The organism is Novosphingobium jiangmenense, assembly GCF_015694345.1.
In the GTDB taxonomy this organism is placed as follows: Bacteria; Pseudomonadota; Alphaproteobacteria; order Sphingomonadales; family Sphingomonadaceae; genus Novosphingobium; species Novosphingobium jiangmenense.
The window spans coordinates 138,501-162,787 of record NZ_JADQDC010000011.1; the positions used below are offsets into that span (position 1 = coordinate 138,501).

Genomic DNA, 24,287 nt, shown 5'->3' on the forward strand with positions numbered 1-24,287 from the left:
ATGATCCAGCAATTGCGCGCGCCCTCGCCCCAGCAAGCCCTCGCCGAGGGAGAAGCCCTGCTGGCCAGCGCGCCGCACAAGGCGCTGACCGTGGCAGAGGCGGTGCTGCGGCAGGCGCCAGGCTTCCCGCCCGCTGAATTCCTCGCCGCCCGCGCGCTGCGCAGGATGGGCAAGGGCAAGCAGGCTGTCGTCAGGCTCGATGCCTTGGCGCGGGGCAATGGCCGGGTGCCCGCCGTACTGTGGGAACTGGGCCAAGCCGCTGCCGAAGCCAAGGACACCCCGCGCGCCATTGCCGCCCTGCAGGCACTGACGCAGTTGCAGCCATCGGTCGCGGGAGGCTGGTTCCTGCTTGCGCGGCAATTGCGCAAGGCGGGGCGCGCTGACGAAGCGTGGCGGGCGGACCTTTCGGGCGTCCATGCCTCCTCGCGCGACACCGGCCTGCTGAATGCGGCGGTGGCAGTGCAGGACGGCGATCTCGATGGCGCTGACCGGATGCTGGCCGAGCGGCTGGCGCGCGAGAGCGACGATCCACCGGCCCTGCGCCTCCACGGCGAAGTGGCCTGGCGCAAGGGCGAGATGACGCCCGCGATCGAGCGTGTGAAGAAGGCCGTGGCGCTCGCTCCCGGCTTTGATCTGGCGCGGGATTTCCTGATCCGCCTGCTGCTCCAGACCAACCGCCTGCCCGAGGCGCTGGAGCACGCCGAAGTGCTGCAAGGCTCGCCGATCCCCTCGCCCGGACACAGGCTGATCCTCGCATCGGTGTTGGTGCGGCTGGGGCATCAGGAGCGGGCGGCAGGGCTCTATCGCGGCCTGCTGGCTGACGATCCGGAGCAGCCGCAGGTCTGGCAGAATCTCGGTCACGTGCTCAAGACGCTTGGGCAACAGGGCGAGGCGGTGGAAGCCTACCGCGCCGCCGTTACCCGCCAGCCGACGATGGGCGAGGCGTGGTGGAGCCTCGCCAATCTCAAGACGGTGAAGCTGGGCAGCGAAGACATCGTCGCTATGGAAGCCGCCCTCGCCTCGCTTGCCGATACGACTGAGGAGCGCAAGGAGGACGTGTTCCACCTGCACTTCTCGCTCGGCAAGGCACTCGAGGACGCCAAGGATCACGCCGCTTCTTTCGCGCACTACGACAAGGGCAATGCCCTGCGGCGGACGATGATCCTGCACGATGCCGATGCCTTCTCGGCCGACGTAGAGGCGGCGAAGCAGACCTTCACCGCGGCGTTCGTCGCCAGCATGGGAGACGGCGGCTGTCCTGCCCCGGACCCGATCTTCGTCGTCGGCCTGCCGCGCTCGGGCTCCACGCTGGTCGAGCAGATCATGGCGAGCCACCCGCTGATCGAGGGCACGATGGAACTGCCCGAGATGATGATGATCGGCGCGCGGTTGCAATCGCGGGTCGATGAAGGCGAGTTCGCCGACTTCGCCACGATGATCGCATCGCTCACCCCCGCTGACCGGCTGCGGCTGGGCGAGGAATACATCGAGCGCACCCGCGTCCACCGCCAGACCGACCGGCCGCTGTTCATCGACAAGATGCCCAACAACTGGCAGCACGTCGGTCTGATCCGGCTGATCCTGCCCAATGCCAAGGTCGTCGATGCGCGACGGCATCCGCTCTCGTGCTGCTTTTCGGGCTGGAAACAGCACTTCGCGCGCGGGCAGACCTTCACTTACGACCTCTCGGACATCGGGCAGTATTACCGCGATTACGTCGGCCTGATGGCGGCCTGGGATGCGCAAGTGCCGAGCCATGTCCATCGCGTGATCTACGAGCGCATGGTGGCGGACACCGAGGCCGAGGTGCGGCGCCTGCTCGACTACATCGGCGTGCCCTTCGATCCCGCCTGCCTCGAATTCTACAAGACCGAACGCGCGGTGCGCACGGCGAGTTCGGAACAGGTGCGCCAGCCGATCTTCAGGGACGGGCTGGAGGCGTGGAAGCCCTATGAGCCGTGGCTGGGGCCATTGAAGGCGGCGCTGGGGCCTGTGCTGGCCAGCTATCCGGACGCGCCTGCGGGCTGATTAACCCGATCACCAAGAGTATTCTGCTCCCCCGCGCAGGCGGGGGCCTCGGTCGGTTTACGCCAATGTTCCGTGACAACACCGAGGTCCCCGCCTGCGCGGGGACGCACAAGTTGTGCCCACAAAAAAGCCCCCACGGTTTCCCGTGGGGGCCAGGTGCCTTACGCAGGGTAAAGTGGTTGAAAGCTCAGTACTTCTGGCCCCACCGGATGCCGAAGAACTGCGGCTTGATGATGAAGGTACGCGACGAACCCGAGCAGAAGTCGATCGAGCAGAAGGTGTTCTTGGTCAGCTGACCGCGCTTGTCGAAGGCGTTCTGCAGGAACACGTCGAGCGTCCAGCTTTCGGTCTTAACACCGGCCGAGAAGTCGAAGCTGACGAAGCCGGGGGTATTGCCGTAGAGCGCGTTCTGGTCGACGTTGAGGTCCTGCGTCGCACCGGTCTGGTAGAGCGCCGCACCCTGGACGTAGAAGTCCTTGTCGCCCCAATCGCCGTCATAGCGCACCGACGTGGTGCCCTTGAACTTCGGCTGGCGCGGCAGGCGGGTGCCGTCGATGGCGGCGACCGAGGAGGTCTGGCCATTGGTGCCCGGAACCGGCGTACCGACGGCGCAGGTCGCGAGCTGCGTGATGGTCAGCGCCGCGCGGTCTGCCACGAAGTTGCAGAAGTCGCCCTTGAGCTTGCCGTCGTTGAACGCGCCCGAGGTGGAGATCGTGACCTTGCCGAGCTTCAGGTCGGCGTCGTACTCGATGCCCTTGACCTCGGCCTTGCCGGCGTTGCCGGTGTAGCCCGCCCCCTGTGCGCCAGCCACGACCACGCCGTACTGGATGTTGTTCCACTTCTCGAGGTAGATCGCGGTATTGAGGCGGAACATGTTGTTCCATGTGCCCTTGAAGCCGATTTCGAAGTTGGTCAGCTCTTCGGACTTGAACGGCGGCGCGGCGACGACCACGCCCGGAAGCGTCGCGGTTGCGCGGATACGCAGCGGACGGTTGTAACCACCCGGACGGAAGCCGGTCGAGTAGTTGGCGTAGATCATCTTGTCGGGCTGGAACTGCCAGTTGAGCGCAACCTTGTGGGTTTCGCCCTGCTCGCGATAACGACCGATGCTGAGCGGATCGAGGCGGTTGATGTTGCGGCACTGCAGGCGCTCCGCCGGCAGCGGCAGCGGGCATCCCACCGAGTTCGTCGGCAGGAAAATCGACGGCGCGTTCTGGGCCGAGGCCGCAACGCCGGCAAAGCCGGTCACGTCATAGCGCGTCCAGAAGTAACGAATGCCACCGGTCAGCTTCAGTTCGGGCGTGATGTTGTAGTGCCCTTCGGCAAAGACCGCGTAGTCCTTCCAGTGGTTGGTCTGTTCGGTCAGGTAGAAGGCATCGCGCTTCACCGCGGGAGAGCCTAGCACCATGGTGCCGCCCTGGCTGACAGGAATGCCGAAGCCCGCCGGGTTGCTGTCGCCACCGCCGGACCGGGTATAGCCGACGATGTCGGCCAGGCCGTGGATGCCGTAGTCGTTGTTGATGTCGTTGGTCTGGTGGTGGAGGAAACCGCCGATGGTCACGTCGAACGGCCACGACTTCGGGGTGGTCAGCCGCACTTCCTGCGTGAACTTCTTCTCGTTGCGAAGCCCGCTGTAGAACTGCGTCGGATTGATCAGGCTGCTGCACTTGAGCGAGGCGCCGGTCCCGGTGCAGCCGTTCTTGCTGAAGAACTGCAGGTAGTTTTCGTAGCCAGGTCCGAAGCCGTCATAGGTGACGGTGTAGTAGGTGTAGTCGTTCAGCAGCTTGATCTGGCGCTGGTAGTAGCCGGTGGCCGAGACGAGATCGAAATCGCCGATGTGGCCGTGGATGCTGAGCGCGGCCTGGTAGAACTTGTCGTTCTGGCTGGTCTTGTCGTAGTCGTGGACCTGAAGGTCGCCGACGCGCGGGTCGAAGCCGAAGTAGCCATTGGCGATCTGCTTCTGCGCGGTGATCTGGGGCATGATGTCCCAGCCGTCGAACGGCTGCCACAGCACCTGGACGCGGCCACCGTAGCCTTCGATGGTGTTGTAATCGTCCTGGGCGATCGCCGAGTTGTCGAGCGTGAAGCTGGTGTTCGGGTTGTTGTCGCCCAGCGTCAGCACCGAGGGGCGGCCGTCGTTGAACTTGCCGTTGTTGGGCGTGTTGTCGATGTAGCCGCCATCGCGGCGGTAGAAGCCCATCGCACGGACGGCGAGATTGTCGGCGATCGGAATGTTGATGTAGGTCTGGTACTGGCCGCCGAAATCCCCCTTGCCGTACTTGTTGACTTCGGCATCGTAGCCGAACTCGAACTTGTCGAGCTTGGGCTTCTTGGTGATGAAGCGGATCGTCCCGGCGAGCGAGCCTGCACCGTAGAGCGTGCCCTGTGGACCGGACAGCGCTTCGATGCGCTCGAGGTCATAGGCCATGATGTCGGGCAGGCCGGTGCCGGTGATCGGAATGTCGTCGATGTAGTAGCCGACCGATTCACGACCGCCGCCTGCGGGCACGATGCCACGGAAGTAAGGCGTATTGCGGCCCGGGCCGATGCCGGCAAAGGTCACCGAAGGAAGCAGCGAGGCGAAGTCGGTCAGGCCCTTGACCTGGCGCTGGCCGAGCGTGTCTGCGCTCAGGGCCTGCATCGAGATCGGCACCTTCTGGATCGAAGTGGCGGTGCGCGTGGCGGTCACGACGATTTCGCCCAGACCCTGGTCGTCCGCAGCCTGCGGCTCGGCGGCCGGAGCGACGGCTTCCTGCGGTTCTTCGGCCGCGCGGGCTACGACGGGCAGGACCATGGTCGAGAGAATGGTGGTCATGCCCAGAGCCCTCATGGCTCGCGATTTCAGTCCGGTCTGCTTCTTCATCTGGTCAACCCCCTGTTATGACTGGCCATCCGGCCCGTGCGCTTCTCCCGTGCATCCATCCCCAATATCGTTGCGCCTCGCTCCATGTCGCAGTGCAACATGGCCTGGACGGCGACGCGAGCCGTCCGGTTCGTGCAGGCAAAGCCGTCCCGTCGCCGAAGACAGAAGCGTCTCCAGCCCCGCCGCATCGGCGCGGCAGACTTCAGGTTGTCAGCAATACCCCTTCGACGGGCGCGGCCTTTTGGCCATTCCATGACGCCTGTCCGAGATTGATAATGCTGCAGGGCAACATGGAGTCAACGCCCTTTTGGGCAGGTGCTCCACCCTTTTCAGGTCACGGGAGAAAACCTGTTGACGCACAACGAAAACGGCGCCCGGATCGCTCCGGACGCCGTCGGCCATTCTTCAGCGAACTGGCGGGTTTTTACCAGCTGCCGGTGTTAGGCATGCTCGCCCAGGGCTCCTGCGGTGGCAGATGGCCTTCCTGCAGCAGCTCGATCGAGATGCCGTCGGGCGTCTTGACGAAGGCCATGTGGCCATCGCGCGGCGGACGGTGGACGATGTGCCCGGCATCCAGAATGCGCCGGCAGGTGTCGTAGATGTTGTCGACGCGGTAGGCGAGATGGCCGAAGTTGCGGCCCCCGGCGTATTGCTCGGCAGGTGAGCCGTCCTCGGGCGGCCAGTTGTACGTCAGTTCGACCTCGGCCACGCCCTCCTGCCCCGGTGCGGACAGGAAGATCAGGGTGAAGCGGCCCTGCTCGCTGGAAAAGCGGCGCGTTTCCTTGAGGCCGATCAGCTCGAAAAAGGCGATGGTGGCGTCCGGATCGGTCACCCGGATCATGGTGTGAAGGAACTTGGTCAAGGCTGCGCTTTCCATTGAAGGGTCGGTCATCGCACAAGATAGCGACGATGCGCCCGAAACCCAAGGCGCGGCAAAGCGGTTCCCCCTGCGTGCTTCACCTGATGGAACCGGCAAGGCGCCGTCGGCCAAAGGTGTTGCATCACGCACAGCGCAGGGCCATATCGCCCGCTAATCGAGGGTCCATGTTCAGCAAGCTTCGTTCGCTTTTTTCCAAGCCCGCCGAAATGTCCGCGCCGGTGCAGGCGTTTGTCCCGGCGGGTCGGCGCGTCTATGCCATCGGCGACATTCACGGGCGGCTCGACCTGTTCGAGCAGCTTCTCGCGAAGATCGACCAGGACGATGCCACGCGGGGCGAGGCGGAGACTCTGCTGATCCTGCTCGGCGATCTGGTCGATCGCGGTCCGGACAGCCGCGGCGTGGTGGAACGGGCAATCCAGCTCATGGCCTCGGGCCGGGTGCGCGTGCTCGCCGGCAATCACGAGGAGATGATGCTCGCCAGCCTGCGCGATACCGAAGTGCTGCGCTACTTCCTGCGCCATGGCGGCAGGGAGACGCTGTTCAGCTACGGCCTCACCGCCGAGGAATACAGTCGCGGCAATCTCGACGAGATCCGCGAGCGGGCGAACGCCTTGATCCCGCCGGCCCACATCGCCTTCATGGAGGCGATGGAGAACCAGATCGTCGTCGGCGACTATCTGTTCGTCCACGCCGGAATCCGCCCCGGTGTTCCGCTCGACCGGCAGATGACATCCGATCTGCGCTGGATCAGGCGCGAATTCCTCGAGCATGAACGGCCGTACGGGCACTTCGTGGTCCATGGCCACACCATCATGGAAGAGCCGGACCTGCGCCCCAACCGCATCGGCATAGACACCGGTGCCTTTGTCACCGGCAAGCTGACGGCGCTGGGCCTGGAGGGCGACGATCGCTGGCTGCTGAGCGCGTTCATCGCACCCGAGGAACGCGAGGCAGCTTGACCCGCCGCGGGCCGCAACTCGCTGCACTGCAACATTTTTGTTGAGTGTGGCGACTATGCCACGCGTTGTTGAAAGTGCTGCCTTTTGAGCAAAATTGGCAATCTAAAATTACAATAGAACCAAATCTGCGACATTTTGTTGCGCAGCTGCAGCAGGCGCTGCCGCGTAGCTGCAACCAAGTCATTATAGTGTCACCTGAGACCGGTTTTGAGCAACCGCGAGGGCGGTTAAGGCCGCCCGCGACGGTGCGGCGACTAAGTGATTCCCCGGATGCGATCCGGGCTGAACTTCCCGCTGACCGAAGCACAGCGCGGACCAACCGCGCTCCAACCGCGCCCACCGGCGCAGCAAACGGGGTCAGATAATGCAGATGAAGTTCCTGGTCGCGGCGTCGACCATCGCTATCGGTAGCGTTGCCATGGCAGGCGCAGCCCACGCCCAGTCGACCGGCTCGGTTGACGTCGAAGAGGCGATCGTCGTCACCGGCGCGCGCGGGGAAGCAGCCGTCAACGGTTTCAAGTCGCCCGAAACGCCCAAGGCCAAGGCGGTCATCACCCAGGAACTGGTCGCTCGCCAGAACCCGGGCAAGGCGATCTTCGACACGATCAACATCGTCCCCGGCGTGAACTTCACCAGCACCGACCCCTATGGCGCGGCCGGCGGCAACCTGCGCATCCGCGGCTTCGACGGCGCGCGCATCTCGGCCACCTTCGACGGCGTCCAGGTCAACGATTCCGGCAACTACTCGCTCTACACCAACCAGCAGCTTGATTCGGAACTGATCGAGCAGGTCAACATCAACTTCGGCGCGACCGACGTCGACAGCCCCACGGCCAGCGCCGCAGGCGGCACCGTCAACTACCGCACCCGCCTGCCCAAGGAAGAGCTGGGCGCCGCGCTCAACTATTCGCACGGCACCTTCAACTACAACCGCGTGTTCGGCGTGATCGACACCGGCGTGTTCACCAAGTTCGGCACCCGTGCGTTCTTCTCGGCCAGCGACACCAAGTACGACCAGTTCCGCGGCCCCGGCGGCATCCACAAGCAGCAGTACAACGTCCGCGTCTACCAGCCGATCGGCGAAAACGGCGATTTCGTGAGCCTTGCCGGCCACTACAACGAGAACCGCAACAACTTTTATCGCCGCGTCGGCCTGAACGACATGCGCACGCTGCTCGGCGCGGCGACGATCCCCGCTGCCGCCAGCATCACGCCCGCATCGCCGCTCGATCTCGGCAAGCTGACCGAAGCGCAGCAGGACACCATCTTCAACTTCAACAATGACGCGACCTGCACTCTGCCGAGCACGGCCGGTGGCCCGGGCCGCCAGTCGGACACCTCGTCCTGTGCCAGCTACTACAACACCTCGATCAACCCGTCGAACACCGGCAACATCCGCTTCAACTCGCGCTTCACGCTCAGCGAGAAGCTGATCGCCACGCTCGACGCGAGCTACCAGTACGTTCTGGCCAACGGCGGCGGCACCTCGGTCTTCGCCGAAGCCGATGCCAACAAGGGCGTTTCGGGCGTCTACAACCGCCAGGGCAACCGCATCGGTGCGGGCGTCGCCAGCGGCGTGGACATCAACGGCGATGGCGACACGGCTGATCTCGTCCGCCTCTACTTCCCGTCGAACACCCGCACCCATCGCCTCGGCGCGACGTTCTCGCTGCGTTATGAAATGTCGCCCGAGAACACCATCCGCCTCGCCTACACCTGGGACCGCGCCAAGCACCGCCAGACCGGCGAAGCCTCGCGCCTTGATGCGTTCGGCAATCCGGTCAACGTCTTCGGCGGCATCGATGATGCCGATGCGGTCAAGGATGCTGCCGGCAACGTCATCCAGAAGCGTGATCGCCTGTCCTACGCGATCCTGCATCAGGTGGCGGGCGAATACATCGGCAAGTACTTCGACGATACGCTGACCATCCAGGCCGGCGTGCGTGCGCCGTTCTTCCGTCGCAACCTGACCAACAACTGCTGGACCATCGCCGGCAGCTCGAACGACGCCTACTGCACCTCGCAGAGCGCCGCCGCCGTCGAAGCGCAGTTCCCCGCCTACGCCGCACCTTACGCCGCCCGCAAGGTCGCCTACAGCGCGGTTCTGCCCAACGCCGGGTTCGTCTACAAGTTCGCACCGCAGATGAGCGTGTTCGGCAACTTCAGCCAGGGCTTCTCCGCCCCGCGCACCGACAACCTCTACGGGTTCGACGGCGTGAAGATCCAGCCGACCACGCTGGTCAAGCCCGAGCGCACCAACAGCTTCGACCTCGGCGCGCGCTACACCAGCCGCGTCGTTCAGGCCCAGGCCAGCGCATGGTACATCGGCTACAAGAACCGCATCATCTCGTCGCAGGTGCTGCTCGAGGACGGCAGCTCGCTCAACCTCGACCGCAACGTCGGTCGCGTGCGCAGCTATGGCTTCGATGCCAGCGTTGCGGTGCGCCCGGTCGACATGCTCTCGCTCTACACCTTCGCGTCCTACACCAATGCGAAGCTGAAGGACGACGTGGTCTCGCCTGCCGGTGCCGTGCTTTCGCCGACGAAGGGCAAGTTCGTCGCCGAAACGCCGAAGTGGCAGGTCGGTGGCCGCGCACAGTTCGATCTCGAGCCGGTTTCGGTCGGTGCGCAGGTCAAGTACGTGGGCGACCGCTTCCTGACCGACATCAACGACGTGATCGCCCCGTCCTACACCACGGTCGACCTTGATGCCCGCATCAACCTCGGCAAGGTCAACAACAAGGGCGGCGTCTATCTGCAGCTCAACGTGATCAACCTGTTCGACAAGTTCTACATCGGCAACCTGTCGACGCAGGCCGCTGCATCGAACAACCCGCAGGTCGAATTCGGCTCGCCCCGCACGGTGATCGGCTCGATCCACTTCGAGTTCTGATCTGCCTGCAAGGCTGAACAAAAAGGCGCGGGAGGGGCAACTCTCCCGCGTTTTTTGTTGGTGGGGGTGAAGTAGTGACGACGACCCGGAAGGCGGCTGGTCGTTTCCACGATGGGCAACATTCAAGTTCGGTACAAAGCAGGCATTTCTACCAGTTGATGTGAACGACGGCTTCCAAAGTATCTGGTCATTCCGACGGCATCCACGATTGGGTAAGGAACTGCCAAAAATTTTGCCGGTTGCTGATGGACGGCCTTTTTTGGAATTGATTGAAAGGCCAATTCTGGGTCAATGTTCCATGACCACGGATTTAGGATTTTTCCATGGAAGTCATTATCTCTTGCATGGAATGCCAAGTTCAAAGCGGCTTTCCCAATTTCAGCTCTCACTCAATGATGCGCCTGCCTGATGATGGGGTAATCGAAGCAACATGTCCCCAAGGGCATCAAACTTTCACGATCATACAAGACGTGAAATTTGAACTGTTGTCAGATATGGCCGTCAAGGCAATCGTTGATGGCTATTATCGTGATGCTATCGCTTCCTTTACCGCCGCTCTCGAACGTCTCTACGAATTTTATGTCGAAGCAGCTTGCCGAAAAAACGGCATCGGGCCGGACGTGTTTCGATTGTCATGGAAATCGCTCGCCAAACAATCGGAGCGGCAATTAGGGGCGTTCATCGCGGCATTTTTGATCGAAACCGGGTCGCCTCCCAAGCTCTTGCCAAGGCCCCGAACGGAATTGCGCAATGAAGTGATTCACAAAGGAAAATTTCCAAGTCGGCAGGAAGCAATCGACTTCGGTCAGGCGGTGGCCGAATGCGCCTCCCCGATACTCGAAATATTGCGGTCCGATCCCTTCGCGGAAATAGTTCAAAAACTGGTCGGGGAGCGGCTGCGTGATCGACAAAAGCGTGCGAAGGACGCCAATGCGCGGGCCTCAACATGCTCTATAAGTACCACCTTTAGCCTAACGCGCTCTGAGCTGGAACTGGATATCGAAAGGGCTGTGGCAGCCTATGCCTTGCGTCCCGACATGGCTCAAGTCGTACGGGACGCGCACGAAATAGGGGCCAAGATTGACTTCATCCGCCAAAACTCTGAAGCTTCTTGTATTAGCAAATGACTGGTTCTGGAAAACGCGGTCGTTCATCCGTCGGCCTGGGAATGCCTTGATTTGGTCGGCAGAAGCCCCGCCCTCAGTTATATACGCAAGCATCCAGCGCATCGTTCTTCACCACGCCCACGCGCCGCGCGATGGCGTTGCCGTGACGCCGGGTGAAGCCGCCGGCGCCGTTGACTTCGCGCTGCTTGGGTAAGGGCAGGACGGCGGCAATGCGGGCGGCTTCGACCGCGCTCAGGTTCCGCGCGCTCTTGCCATAGTAGCGTTGCGCCCCGGCCTCCACGCCGTAGGTGCCGATGCCCGTCTCGGCCACGTTGAGGTAGACTTCCATGATCCGGCGCTTGCCCCAGATCGTCTCGATCAGGACGGTGTACCAGGCCTCCAGCCCCTTGCGCAGATAGCCGCCACCTTGCCACAGGAACACGTTCTTGGCGGTCTGCTGGCTGATCGTGGAGCCGCCGCGGATGCGTCCGCCCTTCTGGTTGCGGCGGAACGCCTGCATCATCGCCTCGTGATCGAAGCCGTTGTGCAGGCAGAACTTGCCGTCCTCGCCCGAGATCACGGCGGCAACCATGTCGCGGTCGATGTCGGACAGCGGCGTCCAGTCCTTGGTGATCGGATGATCGTCCATCAGCATGGTCAGGGTGATCGGCACCGGCACGAACTTGTAGATCACCACCTGGACCACCGAGATGATCAGGAATGCCGCGATCAACCTCGCCAGCAGCCAGCCAAGGCGGCGGACAGGGCCGGGTCGGCCGGTGGCGGGGCGGTTCGGGTTGCGCAGGTGTTCAAGCATGGCGTGAACCTATCCGCGCCCATGGCCGTCTGGCAACGTCTTCGAGAGGGCGCTCAGGCCGTCTGTGAATAACGATGCAACCGGTCGGCCAGCCGGGAAACCGAAGGCACGATGATCCGGCGCCCCTCGCGCTGCACCAGCCCTTCCTTGATCAGCAGCGAGAACTCGCGCGTCACCGTCTCGCGGTTGGTGCCGATCCGTGCCGCCAGTTCGGCCTGGGTCGGGACGCGACTGATCGTGGCGGCACCGCTGGCATCGGCTTCCCCTGCCAGTCGAAGCAGTTCGGCCTGGAGACGCGGCCCCACGCCCATCGTCGACAATTCGTAGATGCGGTTCGTCAGGTAGCGGACCTGATGCGCCAGATAGCGCGCCAGCCACAGCGAGAGGACCGGCTCCACTCCCAGCAATCCGGCGAAAGTGGCGCCCGGAATCACCAGCAACGTGCTGTTCTCCACCGCCACCACATCGGCCGAGCGCGGCTCGCCATCGATCGCGGCAAGCTCGCCAAACATCTCGGCCGGGCCGATGGTACGAAGTACGGTCTCGCGCCCCTGGGCCGAGACCAGCGAGACGGTGACGCTGCCCTCGAGCACGACATAGACGTCGGTCGCCGGCAGCCCCACGGCAAGCAGCACCTGTCCCTTGCGCACGCGCATCTGCCGCCCGTGCCGGGCAAGTACCGCCTGGACGTCGTCCGGCACCGTAAGGTTCGAATTGGACACAGTTATCACCGTTCCTGCGGCATCTCACGGCCAAGGCTTAGAGAATGTGCGCCAAATCACAAGGGGGCGGTGCGCTTGGGACCGGACGACTTGTGGCTCGAGGCGGCATATGGGTCAGCCCCACCCCCATGAAGTCAAAGGCCTTGCCGCCGATGACGAGCCATCGAGGCTGATGCAGCGCTATCTCATCTGGAAGTCAGGTCCCGGCCCCCTGCAGGTCGAGTTCCGCCGCGTTGGCGAAGCGATCCTGCGCCCCTCGCTGCAGATCGTGACGCCGACCGGCTCGCGCCCGCTCCCGCGCGAGGACGAATGCGACATCGCCCGCTTCGCCTTGTCGGACGACGATGTCGCACGCGTCCTGGCGGCGCGTGACGAGTTGCGACCGCCCTGCCTGATGCTGCAATGCGACGCGTTCCTCGGCCTCGCTTGCGACAAGCGCCGCTGGGGCTGGTCGATCCGGGTATCGCGCGCGGGCACGGCCCTGCCCTGCCACGACCTTGCCGGAACGCCCCTGCCCTTGCGCCGCGACGGTTTCACCCGCGCCCGAATGGAGCGCATCCCCGAACGCTCGGCGATGGCGAGCAGCCATCAGATCTTCGGCCTGTCGTGATCCCGTCCGAAGCCGGACCCGCCGAATCGGTCCGGATGGACAACCGATTCTCGTTGCGATTCAGACCACAAACTGAATATCTGCCACTGCCAGTCCGTTCGGCGCAGGATTCGACCGGGCTGTCATGGGGGCATGAGGCAGAGACGTGGGGGGCCAGGGATTCGATACTGCTGCCGGGCAACCGGTGCAGCCCATCACCGGGCCGACGGGAGGGCAGGTTCCGCCCCTGTCGGGCGATATCGAAGCCGTGCGCTTTGCCACGATCCTCTTTGCCGACATCGTCGGCTCGACCCGGCTCATCTCGGTGCTCGATCCCGAAGATGCGCGTGACGTGCTCGACAGCACGATCTCGCTCATTGCCAAGGCCATTCACGATTTCGACGGACTGGTCGTGCGCGTGCAGGGCGACGGGGTGATGGCCGTGTTCGGCGTGCATCCGGCGGTAGAGGACCATGCGGTCCGGGCCGCGCTGGCCGCCCGCGCCATTGTCGAGCGGATGCGCACCGGTCCCTCGGGCATTCTCCCGGCACCGCGCGCGCGCGTCGGCCTCCATTCCGGCCCGATCCTGCTGCGCCGCCAGGACAACGACTTCGGCAGCATCCTCGACGTCGTCGGCCATGCCACCCATGTCGCCGGACAGATCGAGAAGCTCTGCCCGCCCGCAAGCGTGGCGATCTCGGCAACCACCGTCTCGCTGATTGCCGAGCCGTGCGAACTGCTGCCGCTCGGCACCATCGCCAGCGAGATCGACCAGCGCGGCGAAGCGGTGTTCGAACTGGCCGCGGTGGACTTTGCCGGGGGTGATCGCATCCCGGTCAAGGGCAATGCCACCAGCCCGCTGATCGGACGCGATGCCGAGCTCGATGCGGTCAAGTCCCTGCTGAACGACCCGTCGGGCAGGGCGCTCGGCATTCTCGGAGAAGCCGGCATGGGCAAGAGCCGCCTCCTGCTGGAAGGTGCGCGTCACGCGGCCGGTCTCGGCGTCACCGTGCTCGTCGTGCGCGGCAATGCGCTGCTCGCCCCGGTACCGTTCGGCTGCCTCGGCGCGCCGGTGCGCCACCTGATGGAACTGCTGCGACCGCTGGTGCCCGATGTCGCGCTGGCAGCGACGCTGACGCCCGAGCAGACCGAATGCCTTGAGGGACTGGTCGGCAACCGCCAGACTTGGCTTGCCCATCTTGCGCCGGGCGATCGCAACCGCATCGCGACGCAGACCATCCTCCGGCTGTTCCAGTTGGCGGTCAGCCAGCTGCCGCTGCTGCTGCTGGTGGACGATGGCCAGTACCTCGACCGCGAAAGCCTTGCCGTGCTCGGCGGCGTCCGAGAAGGCCGGATCATGCAGATGCTGATGGCGGGGCGGCCGGAAGCCGGGGACAGCCTCTCCCGCTGCTGCGACGAGGTGCTGGCGCTGAATCCCCTCGCCCCATCCGCCGCGCGTAGCCTTGTGGCGATGATCAACCGCTTCGCTCCGCTTGACGACGTCACCATCGACCGAATTCTCGAACGCGCAGAGGGCCTGCCGCTGGCGCTGCAGGAGTTTGCCGTCACCGCGCAGGCCGAAGAGGACGGCGAGGCTTTCGATCCGTCAGCCCGCGTGCCCGCGCGGCTCGACGCGCTGCTCGGCGCAAGGCTCGCCGCACTGGACGACGACGCCACGCGCCTGTGCCAGTTCTGCGCCGCGCTGGGTCCCGCTTTCCCGCTGAGCCGGTTGCAGCAGGGCGCGGCGCTGGTCTGCCGCAATCCGGCGAGCGCGATCAACCGGCTGGTCGAAGCCCGCGTGGTCGAGTTCGCGGTGGCGAACCAGGCGCGCTTCACGCACCAGCTCGTGCAGGAAGCCGCCTACCGCACCATGCCGCGGCGGCGACGCACGGCCATGCACGCCAAGGCGCTGGAAATGCTCGGCACCCGGCAATCGCACGAAGGCGAAGCGGCAAGCCACGCCGAACTTGCCACCCATGCCGAGAAGGCCGGCCAGCCCCAGCCGGCGCTGGCCCATCTCTGGGAAGCCAGCCAGCAGGCGCTCAGCCTCGCCGCGATCGATTCCGTGCGCCAGCTCTACCAGCGCGCGCGTGTTATGGCCGCGCGGCTCGATCCCGCCGCTGCTGCCTTCGAACGCGCGCGCTTCTCGCTGCTCGCATTCGACACGCTGCAACAGCTCTCGCAGGAGCAGGTCACGCGCGAGGACATGGCTCTCCTGGCCGACGGCACGGTCGACATGGGGCCCGGCATCCGCACCGTCGCCCGCATCAACATGGCCGTGCTCGACTGGATCGATGGCGCGCCGCTCAAGGGCGAGGCATGGCTTGCCCGCGCCGAGGCCGATCTCGATGCGCATGACAGCATCCCGCGCCGGACTTATGCCGACCTGGTCGGAGCGTACCTCGCATTCTCGCAGGCGAGGCCGCGTGAAGCGATCGCGCGGATCGAACGGCTCGGCAGCCGCCTTGACGACGGCCAGCGCGGTTCGACTTTCGGCGCGGTGGTGGTCATCCCCCACGTCCTCGCCCGAGCCTTTGGCGCGTGGTACCTCACCGATCTCGGCGACACGGCCAAGGCGCGCTCATGGGTGGCCGAAGCGCTCAACCTGTCGCGTCGCTATGCGCACGATTACTCGCGGTTGGTGGCAGACCTGGCCCACGGCTACCTGCACTACAGGAAAGGCCGTTTCGACCGGGCTCTTGGCATCCTGCGCGGGGCCTATGCCGATTGCCTGCGCCACAACTTCGTCGGCTTCGAACCGGCCAGTGCCAGCTGGCTGGCGCTGACGCTGATCGAACTGGGGCGGCTGCGCGAGGCCGAGGCCGTGCTGGCAGAGTCGGTCGCCCGCGGCCATTTCCGGGACGTCCGCACTTCGGCCACCTATTATCTGCACGAAGCCCGCGCGCGGCTTGCGCTTGCACAAGGCAAGACCGTGCAGGCCGCAGATCTTGCCGCCGAAGCGCTCGAACACTGCCGCTCCTGCGGCGAGGCCATGCACGAACTGCACGCGCTGGTCCTGTGTCGCGAGGTCGAGGCGCAGACCGGCATGGCCGTGTGGGGCGCGCAGGACGTACCCGCCGACGAACTCGTGAAGCGCATCGGCGAAGTCGGCATTGCTTCGCTGCAACAAAAGCTCGCTGTCATCGGGGGACAGATCGCATGAACCAGCAGGCAGTCCTCGCAGCGGCTGCCCGGCAGCTGGCCCAGCCTGGAGCGCCCGCCCTGCTCCGCTGTCCCGCGCTGGAAAAGGGCGGCATCCGCGTCTTCGCGGCCGCGCGGCACGAAGTGGTCAGCGCCGTGCTGTGCGATGAGGAGACCTTCTCGCTGCAGCAGTATGACGAGCTGCTGCAGCAGGTCCTGCCCGGCACGCGCTATCTGGTGGGCGAGAACGACGCGAACCGGCAGGTGCGGCTCCGGCAGCTTCACGCCGCGCAGGGTTGGTTGAATGCGCGCCTGCCCGGAGTGGACCCGAAGCTTCCACCCAATCTCGATCCCGGCTTCCGCGGCTGGATCGCCGCAATGGCGCGCGAGGAAGCATCCGGCATCCTCGATGTTCTCCAGCCCCGCGCGCGCACCACGGAAACCATCAACTTCGTTCGCGAGTATGCCTTCCTGCTGGCGTACCGCATGGCACGCCGCGTGCTGGGCGTGCCCGCGCCGCGCACCGTGCCATGGCCGGTGCCGCTCATGCTGTTCGCGCGCAACCTGATCAAGGGCGGCCCCGCACTGCGGCGCAAGGACGAACTGGGCGATGCATTGAGCGCCCTGTTCCTGCAGGTGCCACTGTTCGGCCACGTCTTCGGCACGATCACCACCAGCGCCGGCATGTTGCCGTGGCTCGCCGGGAAAACCGCCAGCGTCGGCCTCGCCGCCATCGACGATGCGTTCGACATGCCGCAAGTCGCGCCCGAAACCAGCCTGCTCAGCGCGCTTGTCGCGGTGGAGCCGCAGTTTTCCGAAGTGGCCGACTACCGCCTGCAGGCCCGTAGCGTGCTGTTCGAGCTGACCGGGGCACTGGTGCTGATCGTGGGCAAGGTCCTGTCGGAGATTGCCGCATTCAGCGCGTCGGACCGCGGGCGCGAGGCAGGCATTCCCTGGCCTTCGCTGGTGGAGCGCCTGCGCGATCCCGTGCTCGAGCCCCGTGCGCGCGACGCCATCATTGCCGAAATGCTCCGCCTTGCCGATACCAGCCAGCTCGTCCGCCGCGTGCGCCATGCCTGCATCTGGCGCGGCGAGCAGTTGAAGGCGGGCGACCGCGTGGTCGCCCTTGTCGGCGATGCCGCGCATGACGAAGCCGCCTTTCCGCAAGCCCACCGCTTCGCGCCCGATCCGGCTCGCCCTTACATCACCTCCGGCCCGCTGCAGGGCCCGCACGTCTGCTACGGCCGCGGCATCGCCTGGACCATCATCGCCGAAGCGATCGCCGCCACCGCAGGCCGCATCGAACCTGCGCCCGGCGCGAAACTGGGCACCTTCGTGAACCTGCCCGACGACCTGCGCTTCACCGCCATCCGCCAGTAAACGCAAAGGATCCAGCCTTTGAGCGTCAATCAGGACTTCGTCACCGTCGCCATCCCCTTCGGAGACAAGTCCGAATGGTGCGACGTCGGCGACATCGAGCGCGAGATCGCCGAACTCGGCAACCCTGCAAATGAAGCCATGGCCAAGGCCCTGCGCCAGACCCGCGTGGTCCACTTCGCCAGCATCCACGCCATCCCGCCCGAAGCACCCGGAGCCCGCGCGCATCTGGTGATCGAGGCCACCGTCGATGGCGACGCAGGCCGCGCGCTCGATCTGATCGCACAGCACGCCGGACCTTTGTTGCTGCCCGTATTGAAGCTGACCAGCGGCATCAGTGCGATCGGCGAAGTCCTGCCCCTGCTCACCCAGCACGCCTACGGCATCAACCCCGCCGTGTTCCGCGTGCCGCTGCTCGACCGCCGCCTGACCGGCCTGCCGTTCGTCGGGCTGCCAGGGCTCGGCGTACGCACCATCGACGAGAACCGCGAGATCGTCGCCAAGGCAAGAGCGATCATCGCCCGCGAGCGCGCCCGCTCGTCGCTCCACGGCCCGCAGAGCCTGTTCCGCGTCGTCGCCACCGAACTGAAGGGCGACCTCGCCAAGCTCGAAGACCGCAAGCCGCCCAAGCTCGCCTTCTGCGAACGCGCCGATGCCCCTTGGCTCGATTTCGCGCGCTCGCGCTGGACGCTGGGGTGGGTCGGCAAGGGCCTCGCCAACGCCAAGGGCCTGATCCTGCCGCTGCTGGCGATCGGCTACGTCCTCGCCCTGATGCTCGGCTGTGCCGGCGGCGCGAGCGGCTTCGCTCTGTTCAAAGGCGCGATCTTCCCTGCCGTGTTCATTGCCCTGCTGATCGTCGCCGCCGTGGCATGGTTCCTGCGCCGCGACGAACTCGCCAACACGCCGGTCGACCGCACCCCGTCAGCCGCCGCACTCGGCGCGATGATGGCCAAGGAAAACGCCCCCGGCGTCATCCCCAACCACATGGTCAGCGTCACCACCCTGCGCAAGGCATGGGTGCGCCGCTGGACCTTGCCGCTCGCCTTCACCGCCGTTGCGATCATGGCCAAGATCGGCGTGATGCGGAAAGGCTTCCTCGCCACCATCGGCACGATCCACGCCGCGCGCTGGGTCGTCTTGCCCGGCACGCGCCAGCTGGTGTTCTTCTCGAACTACGACGGCAGCTGGGAAAGCTATCTCGAGGACTTCATCACCAAGGCCTCCGAAGGCGTCACCGCCGTCTGGAGCAATGCCGAGGGCTTCCCCGCCACCCGCTTCCTGTTCTTCAAGGGCGCAGAGGATGGCGACCGCATGAAGCGCTACGCGCGCTGCTCGATGCGCCCCACTCCGTTCTGGTTCGCCGCCCACCCCGATCTATCGACCACGGCCATGCGCAAGCACGCGCTGATCGTCAGCGGCCTATTGTGCAAGGACCGCCTCGAAGCCAACCCGTCGGATGCCGAAGCCTGGCTCGACCTGTTCGGCTCGATCCCCCGCCCCGACTATGGTCTGCAATACGAGGAGATCCAGACGCTGATGTTCGGCGGGCTGAAGCGCCATCCGCACAGCCGCGTCATCGCGCTCAACTTCGGCGAGCCCCGCCGCGAAGGCAGCGCCCACCCATACGCGCATGTGCAGAAGTGGCTGGCCGGGCTGATCGCCGACGATCTCGTCGCCTTCGGCGACAAGCCGCCGCAGGACTTTGTCTGCAACATCGCGTTTTCCGCGGAAGGGCTGCGATTGCTCGGGCTGGACAAGGAACTCGCGCTCGAAGGTCCCGGCACCGAACAGGGCTTCCCGCCGGCCTTCTCGCTCGGCATGGCCCACGCCAGCCGCAAGCGCGCGCTGGGCGATCCGGACCAGCTGGAGTGGTGCGATCACGAAACGCACGTGGTCCTGCTGCTCTATGCCTCGGACAAGACTTCGGCCCGGCAGTTCGCGCGGATCGTTGCCGATGCGGCAAAGCTGGGCATCACCGAGAAAATCTCGATCCGCACCGGCCTCAAGAGCTTCGACCTCAAAAGCTTCAAAAAGGCTTGGGAAAACAGCGACGATTCCGTTTCCGCTCCCGCCGATGCTCCCGGCTTCGTTCACGCCAAGTCAAGCAACGACGACCTTTCGGAAGAGCCCTTCGGCTTCGTCGACGGCGTCTCGCAACCGCTCGTGCGCGGCTTCCCCGGACGCCACGGCGCGCCCGATCCGGTCCACGGCGTCGAGCCCGGGGAGTTCATCCTCGGCTACACCGACAACCGCGGCTACTATCCGCCCTCCCCGCTGGTCGAACGCAAGATGGACGCCTTGGGCATGCTGCCCGAAGTCCTGCTCCCATCGCCCCCGCCCGACCAGCCGACGCAGTACCCGGACTTCGCCGACCAGGGCGCCCGCGCGCGCGATTTCGGCCGCAATGGCAGCTACCTCGTCATCCGCCAACTCGCGCAGGACGTCGACGGATTTCGCAAGCAACTCGACGAGAAGGCCCGCGAGATCTGCAAGCAGCCCGACGTCATCAACCCGCACAACGGCAACATCCACCGCACCCGTGAATGGATCGCCGCCAAGATGCTCGGCCGCTGGCGCGATGGCTCGGCGCTGATCGACAACCCGTTCCACCCGGCGATGAAGAGCGGCGTGGATGCGATGCGGAAGAACGACTTCCTCTACAAGGACGCCGACCCGCAAGGGTTGCGCTGCCCCTTCGGCAGCCATGTGCGCCGCACCTTCCCGCGCGACAGCCTCGCGCCGACCGAGCCGGTGGAACTCTCGGTCAGCAACCGCCACCGCCTGCTGCGCCGAGGCCGCCCCTACCTCGACAATGATGGCGATACCGCGCGCGGCACGCTGTTCATGGCCTTCAACGCCGATCTCGAACGCCAGTTCGAATTCGTCCAGCAAACCTGGCTCGCCTCGCCCACCTTCCACGGCCTCGAATGCGAGCCCGACCCCTTCGCCATGCACAAGGGCCCAAGCGAGAGCAAAGACCAGCGCTTCACCATCCTCGGCCGCAATGCGCCACTGGAGCTGTGCCCCGTCCAGCGCTACGTCACCTTGAAGGGAGGCGGCTACTTCTTCCTCCCCGGCCGACATGCCCTGTGGTTCCTTGCCGGAGCCGCGCTGGATACAGACCGGCTGCACATGTCGTAACCCTTCACTTCGTCATTGCGAGGAGGCGAAGCCGACGAAGCAATCCAGAGTCGTGCTGAACCGCCCTGGATTGCTTCGCTCCGCTCGCAATGACGAAGCAATGGCCCCAAACGAAAACGGCCGGGCTCAACACCCGGCCGCTTCGTACCATTCACTCAACCCAGATCAGGCCGGCAGCAGCTTGCGCTCCACCGCGATCCGCTGGATCGCCTTCTGCAGCTTCTCGAACGCGCGCACCTCGATCTGGCGGACGCGTTCGCGGCTGACGTTGTAGACCTGCGAAAGTTCTTCCAGCGTCTTCGGCTCGTCGATCAGGCGGCGGTCCGTCAGGATGTGGCGCTCACGCTCGTTGAGGCTGTCCATCGCCTCGACCAGCAGCTGGTGGCGATAGCTTGCCTCCTCGGCCTCGGCCACGGTCTCGTCCTGCAGCGGGCGGTCGTCGGTCAGCCAGTCCTGCCACGAACCTTCGCCGTCCTCGCGCATCGAGACGTTGAGCGAGGCATCGCCGCCCATCATCATGCGCCGGTTCATGTTGACCACTTCCTGCTCGGGCACGCCGAGGTCGGTCGCGATCTTGCGCACGTCGTCCGGATGCAGGTCCGAATCCTCGAACGCCTCGAGGTTCTTCTTCATCCGGCGCAGGTTGAAGAACAGCTTCTTCTGCGCCGCCGTGGTGCCCATCTTGACCAGGCTCCACGAACGCAGGATGAATTCCTGCATCGAAGCCTTGATCCACCACATCGCATAGGTGGCAAGACGGAAGCCCCGGTCGGGCTCGAACTTCTTCACGCCCTGCATCAGGCCGATGTTGCCTTCGGAGATCAGCTCGCTGACCGGCAGGCCATAGCCGCGATAACCCATGGCGATCTTCGCCACGAGACGCAGATGGCTCGTCACCAGCTGGGCGGCAGCTTCGGGATCCTGGTGTTCCTGGAAACGCTTGGCGAGCATGTATTCCTGCTCAGCCGTAAGCACGGGGAACTTGCGGATTTCCGAGAGATAGCGGTTGAGGCTGGCTTCCCCGCCAAGGGCAGGTACTGTCACAGCGTTTCTTTCCTCACTCACCTGAACACGTCCTTTCTTCGCGTCGGTTCCCATGTGACGGCCCCCTGATGGGCGACCGGCGGCGGGACCACTCAAACGGAGCCTCCTCGCGGACGACTCCAAAGTCCTTCATTACAACATCGCCAGTAGCTTTGCATCATGCCCTTCAGCGCAGAGTTCGACGATGAGTTCCCGCATGTCGACGGGCGTCGGGCTGGCGAAATGATGGGCCGCGCCGGTAACGGGGTGAATGAACCCCAGTTCCGCCGCATGCAGCGCCTGGCGTTGAAACCCGAGCCGCTGGAGCAGCGGCCGAAGCTTTGAAGGTGTGCGTCCATAGACAGGATCACCCAATAGCGCATGGCCGATTGACGCAAGGTGAACGCGCACCTGGTGGGTTCTCCCGGTCTCGAGCCGACATTCCACCAGCGCCGCCCCATCCAGCGCCGCCAGCGTGCGGAAGTGCGTCACCGCGTGCTTCCCGCGACCGTCCTCGACCAAGGCCATCTTCTTGCGGTCATGGCTTGACCGCGCAATCGCCCCGCGCACCGTGCCCGATGGCGGCATCGGCACGCCCGCCGTCACGCACTTGTAGGCGCGCACGATCGAATGATCGGCAAACTGCTTGGCCAGCCCCTCATGCGCCACGTCGGTCTTGGCGACGACGAGCAGCCCGGACGTATCCTTGTCGATACGATGCACGATCCCCGGCCGCGCCACCCCGCCAATGCCGGACAATTGCCCCCGGCAATGGTGCAGCAGCGCGTTGACCAGCGTCCCGTCCAGATTCCCCGCCGCCGGATGCACCACCAGCCCCGCCGGCTTGTCCACCACGATCAACGCATCGTCCTCGTAGACGACGCTGAGCGGAATATCCTGCGCCACCGCCTCGGCAGGCGCGGCTACCGGCACGCGGATTTCGAAGGCGGTGCCCTCGGCAACCTTGACCGAAGCTTGTGAAACGACCTTCCCCGAAAGACTGATCCGCCCTTCGGCCAGCAAAGCCTTCACCCGCTCGCGAGACAGCCCGGAGGCATCGGCCAAAGCTTTGTCGAGCCGCTGCCCTCCGCTCGCGACGGTTCCGGAAATGATCGTATCAGCGGCCCCCATTGGGTGGGATATGGGGAGGGTGCGGGTGGGGTACAAGGAGCAGAATACAAAGCGATTGCCAGACCGGAATCGGCGCCCCTCATAAGCGGAAGCGGAGATTATAACTTGGCACAGTTGTTAACTACATCTTTGCCTTTAGCCAACGAAAGTATTGCCCTGCCAGAAAAGTCATGCAAACTTTGCGGTGTTCAAAACTTGGAGGATCTTATGGCGACAATTACAGTCCCGGCCGCACAAGCTCGGCAAGGTAGCTTGGTTATTCTGGCAACGACGATAAAGGTCAGAGATCTGGTTAGGGACGGGTTTTATAGTGTTGACACGCTCGATCCAGAAGATGGCGGGAAGGGTTACCAAAGACTCTTAAACACAGCGCGCGCAAGACGCTTGGCTGATTACATTGTCGCCGGACAAGATACGAAGGATGCATTTTTGCCTACCTCCGTTTTCTTGGCAACCGATAAAACGCTTTACCCCAACTCTACCAATAACACGGTTACAATTGACACCGATGCCGTTGGTCCATTTAGCGTTGTTGACGGTCAGCACCGCCTTGAGGGCCTAAAGCTTGCCGCCGAGCGCGACGAAAGAGTGCTGGATTTTGAAGTTCCTGTAAATATTGCAACAGGCCTTACTCCAATTGCCCAGATGTGTCACTTTCTTATTGTGAACACTACTCAGAAAAGCGTTGATAAAGCAGTTGAGCAAAGAATAGTTGCACGATTAACTGACGCCTTGACCTTTGAAGACATTCCAAGCTTACCGAGATGGATATTGAAAACTGTCGAAAAGGGCGAAGTCGACAAGGCTTTGAAATTGGTTGATTATCTAAATTCCGAAGTTGGCTCACCATGGCATGGAAAAGTACAGATGGCTAATGACGACTCTGTAAAAGGAGCGGTCAATCAAAGGTCTTTTGTAAAATCTGTTATAAAATTTGTACTTACACCAAACAACCCCTTGGGAGCATTCAAAGATTTTGAGAAGGAAAAGAAAGCTTTTTTGAATTACTGGAAAGCAATTGCAGCAGTTTTGGATGATGGAGAATCGACCACACTATATAAATATAATGGTATTGAGTTATTTTGCCGGTTCTCAATTCCATTTTTCACGCGGATGTTTGATAAGAAGAGCTTTACGGTGGACATGATGCAGGGTGCACTTGCCCAATGCTTTGAGGCGATGGATGGGGAATGGGCGGGTGTAGGGCATCCGGAGTTTTGGCACAGTGGGGGGAAATCAAGCTTTTTGAACGCCGCAGCGCTTAGCGTGATAGTTCAGGAAATGGCTCTCGCACTTCACAAAACTGGTCTGTCGACGGATGTAGAACTTTGAACGTCAGTCGGTTGACCCCCCAAGTAGAGGGTTCAGAACACTTTAGTCGTGATAGGACTAGGTACATTCCTAGCGCCTCGGGCTGCTATGCTTTAGTCACAGTGACAGGGCATATACTTTATATAGGCCTAACAGTAAATCTGTCGGCGCGATTTTGCGTAACTGCTCAGGTGGTTGGCACTGATGCCGATCAAGCGACGGCGAAGCGTCCATCGACGAGATCGCGGATTGCGCTGAGTGCGGACTGGCCAGAGAGGCGTGCAGTGCCTGTGACGGAACGGTATC

General features: G+C 64.0%; 15 protein-coding genes. 9 read left to right on the top strand and 6 right to left on the bottom strand.

Annotated elements, in window-relative coordinates:
• The gene (locus I2488_RS15390) at positions 1 to 2,028 is read left to right on the top strand and encodes a tetratricopeptide repeat-containing sulfotransferase family protein (RefSeq protein ID WP_196276692.1); all 2,028 of its coding nucleotides are present in this window, start codon (positions 1 to 3) and stop codon (positions 2,026 to 2,028) included.
• Positions 2,029 to 2,215: 187 nt separating this feature from the next.
• On the opposite strand, the gene I2488_RS15395 is transcribed toward I2488_RS15390, so the two are convergent.
• Both I2488_RS15395 and I2488_RS15400 read right to left on the bottom strand, forming a co-directional pair.
• Entirely contained in the window at positions 2,216 to 4,843 is a 2,628-nt protein-coding gene (locus I2488_RS15395) for a TonB-dependent receptor (protein WP_246465701.1), read from the bottom strand.
• A gap of 472 nt (positions 4,844 to 5,315) precedes the next feature.
• Positions 5,316 to 5,753 carry a VOC family protein gene (locus I2488_RS15400; protein ID WP_196276718.1) on the bottom strand — a complete coding sequence of 146 codons (438 nt, stop codon included), beginning with the start codon at positions 5,751 to 5,753 and terminating at the stop codon, positions 5,316 to 5,318.
• A 182-nt stretch (positions 5,754 to 5,935) separates the two neighbouring features.
• Between I2488_RS15400 and I2488_RS15405 the strand changes: the two genes are divergently transcribed.
• From I2488_RS15405 to I2488_RS15415, 3 genes are all read left to right on the top strand, one after another.
• Entirely contained in the window at positions 5,936 to 6,730 is a 795-nt protein-coding gene (locus tag I2488_RS15405) for a metallophosphoesterase family protein (protein WP_196276694.1), read from the top strand.
• A 364-nt stretch (positions 6,731 to 7,094) separates the two neighbouring features.
• Positions 7,095 to 9,623 carry a TonB-dependent receptor gene (locus I2488_RS15410; RefSeq protein ID WP_246465702.1) on the top strand — a complete coding sequence of 843 codons (2,529 nt, stop codon included), beginning with the start codon at positions 7,095 to 7,097 and terminating at the stop codon, positions 9,621 to 9,623.
• Between the two features lie 323 nt (positions 9,624 to 9,946).
• A complete protein-coding gene (locus tag I2488_RS15415; protein WP_196276695.1) occupies positions 9,947 to 10,750 on the top strand; it encodes a hypothetical protein in 804 nt (267 codons plus the stop codon).
• Between the two features lie 73 nt (positions 10,751 to 10,823).
• Here the strand turns inward: I2488_RS15415 and mtgA are convergent, their stop codons facing one another.
• Together mtgA and I2488_RS15425 are read right to left on the bottom strand one after the other, a co-directional pair.
• A complete protein-coding gene (gene mtgA, locus I2488_RS15420) occupies positions 10,824 to 11,546 on the bottom strand; it encodes a monofunctional biosynthetic peptidoglycan transglycosylase (protein ID WP_196276696.1) in 723 nt (240 codons plus the stop codon).
• A 53-nt stretch (positions 11,547 to 11,599) separates the two neighbouring features.
• A complete protein-coding gene (locus tag I2488_RS15425; protein WP_196276697.1) occupies positions 11,600 to 12,268 on the bottom strand; it encodes a cyclic nucleotide-binding domain-containing protein in 669 nt (222 codons plus the stop codon).
• 172 nt (positions 12,269 to 12,440) lie between these two features.
• Here I2488_RS15425 and I2488_RS15430 point away from each other — a divergent pair, with 172 nt between their 5' ends.
• The 4 genes from I2488_RS15430 to I2488_RS15445 all read left to right on the top strand — a co-directional run bounded on the left by I2488_RS15430 (position 12,441) and on the right by I2488_RS15445 (position 20,516).
• The gene (locus I2488_RS15430; RefSeq protein WP_196276698.1) at positions 12,441 to 12,878 is read left to right on the top strand and encodes a hypothetical protein; all 438 of its coding nucleotides are present in this window, start codon (positions 12,441 to 12,443) and stop codon (positions 12,876 to 12,878) included.
• Positions 12,879 to 13,023: 145 nt separating this feature from the next.
• On the top strand, positions 13,024 to 16,020 hold the full coding sequence (locus I2488_RS15435; RefSeq protein ID WP_196276699.1) for an AAA family ATPase: 2,997 nt from the start codon (positions 13,024 to 13,026) through the stop codon (positions 16,018 to 16,020).
• Positions 16,017 to 17,378 (top strand): cytochrome P450, encoded by a 1,362-nt coding sequence (locus tag I2488_RS15440; RefSeq protein ID WP_196276700.1) that lies wholly within the window; start codon positions 16,017 to 16,019, stop codon positions 17,376 to 17,378. The genes I2488_RS15435 and I2488_RS15440 overlap by 4 nt, the downstream gene beginning before the upstream one ends.
• A gap of 18 nt (positions 17,379 to 17,396) precedes the next feature.
• Complete coding sequence (locus tag I2488_RS15445) at positions 17,397 to 20,516, top strand: Dyp-type peroxidase (RefSeq protein ID WP_196276701.1); 3,120 nt, start codon at positions 17,397 to 17,399, stop codon at positions 20,514 to 20,516.
• A 165-nt stretch (positions 20,517 to 20,681) separates the two neighbouring features.
• Here I2488_RS15445 and rpoH read toward each other — a convergent pair whose 3' ends face one another.
• Together rpoH and I2488_RS15455 are read right to left on the bottom strand one after the other, a co-directional pair.
• A complete protein-coding gene (rpoH, locus tag I2488_RS15450; RefSeq protein ID WP_196276702.1) occupies positions 20,682 to 21,614 on the bottom strand; it encodes an RNA polymerase sigma factor RpoH in 933 nt (310 codons plus the stop codon).
• Between the two features lie 78 nt (positions 21,615 to 21,692).
• Entirely contained in the window at positions 21,693 to 22,670 is a 978-nt protein-coding gene (locus I2488_RS15455; protein ID WP_196276703.1) for an RluA family pseudouridine synthase, read from the bottom strand.
• 105 nt (positions 22,671 to 22,775) lie between these two features.
• Here I2488_RS15455 and I2488_RS15460 point away from each other — a divergent pair, with 105 nt between their 5' ends.
• Complete coding sequence (locus tag I2488_RS15460; protein ID WP_196276704.1) at positions 22,776 to 24,002, top strand: DGQHR domain-containing protein; 1,227 nt, start codon at positions 22,776 to 22,778, stop codon at positions 24,000 to 24,002.
• Positions 24,003 to 24,287 lie beyond the last annotated feature (285 nt).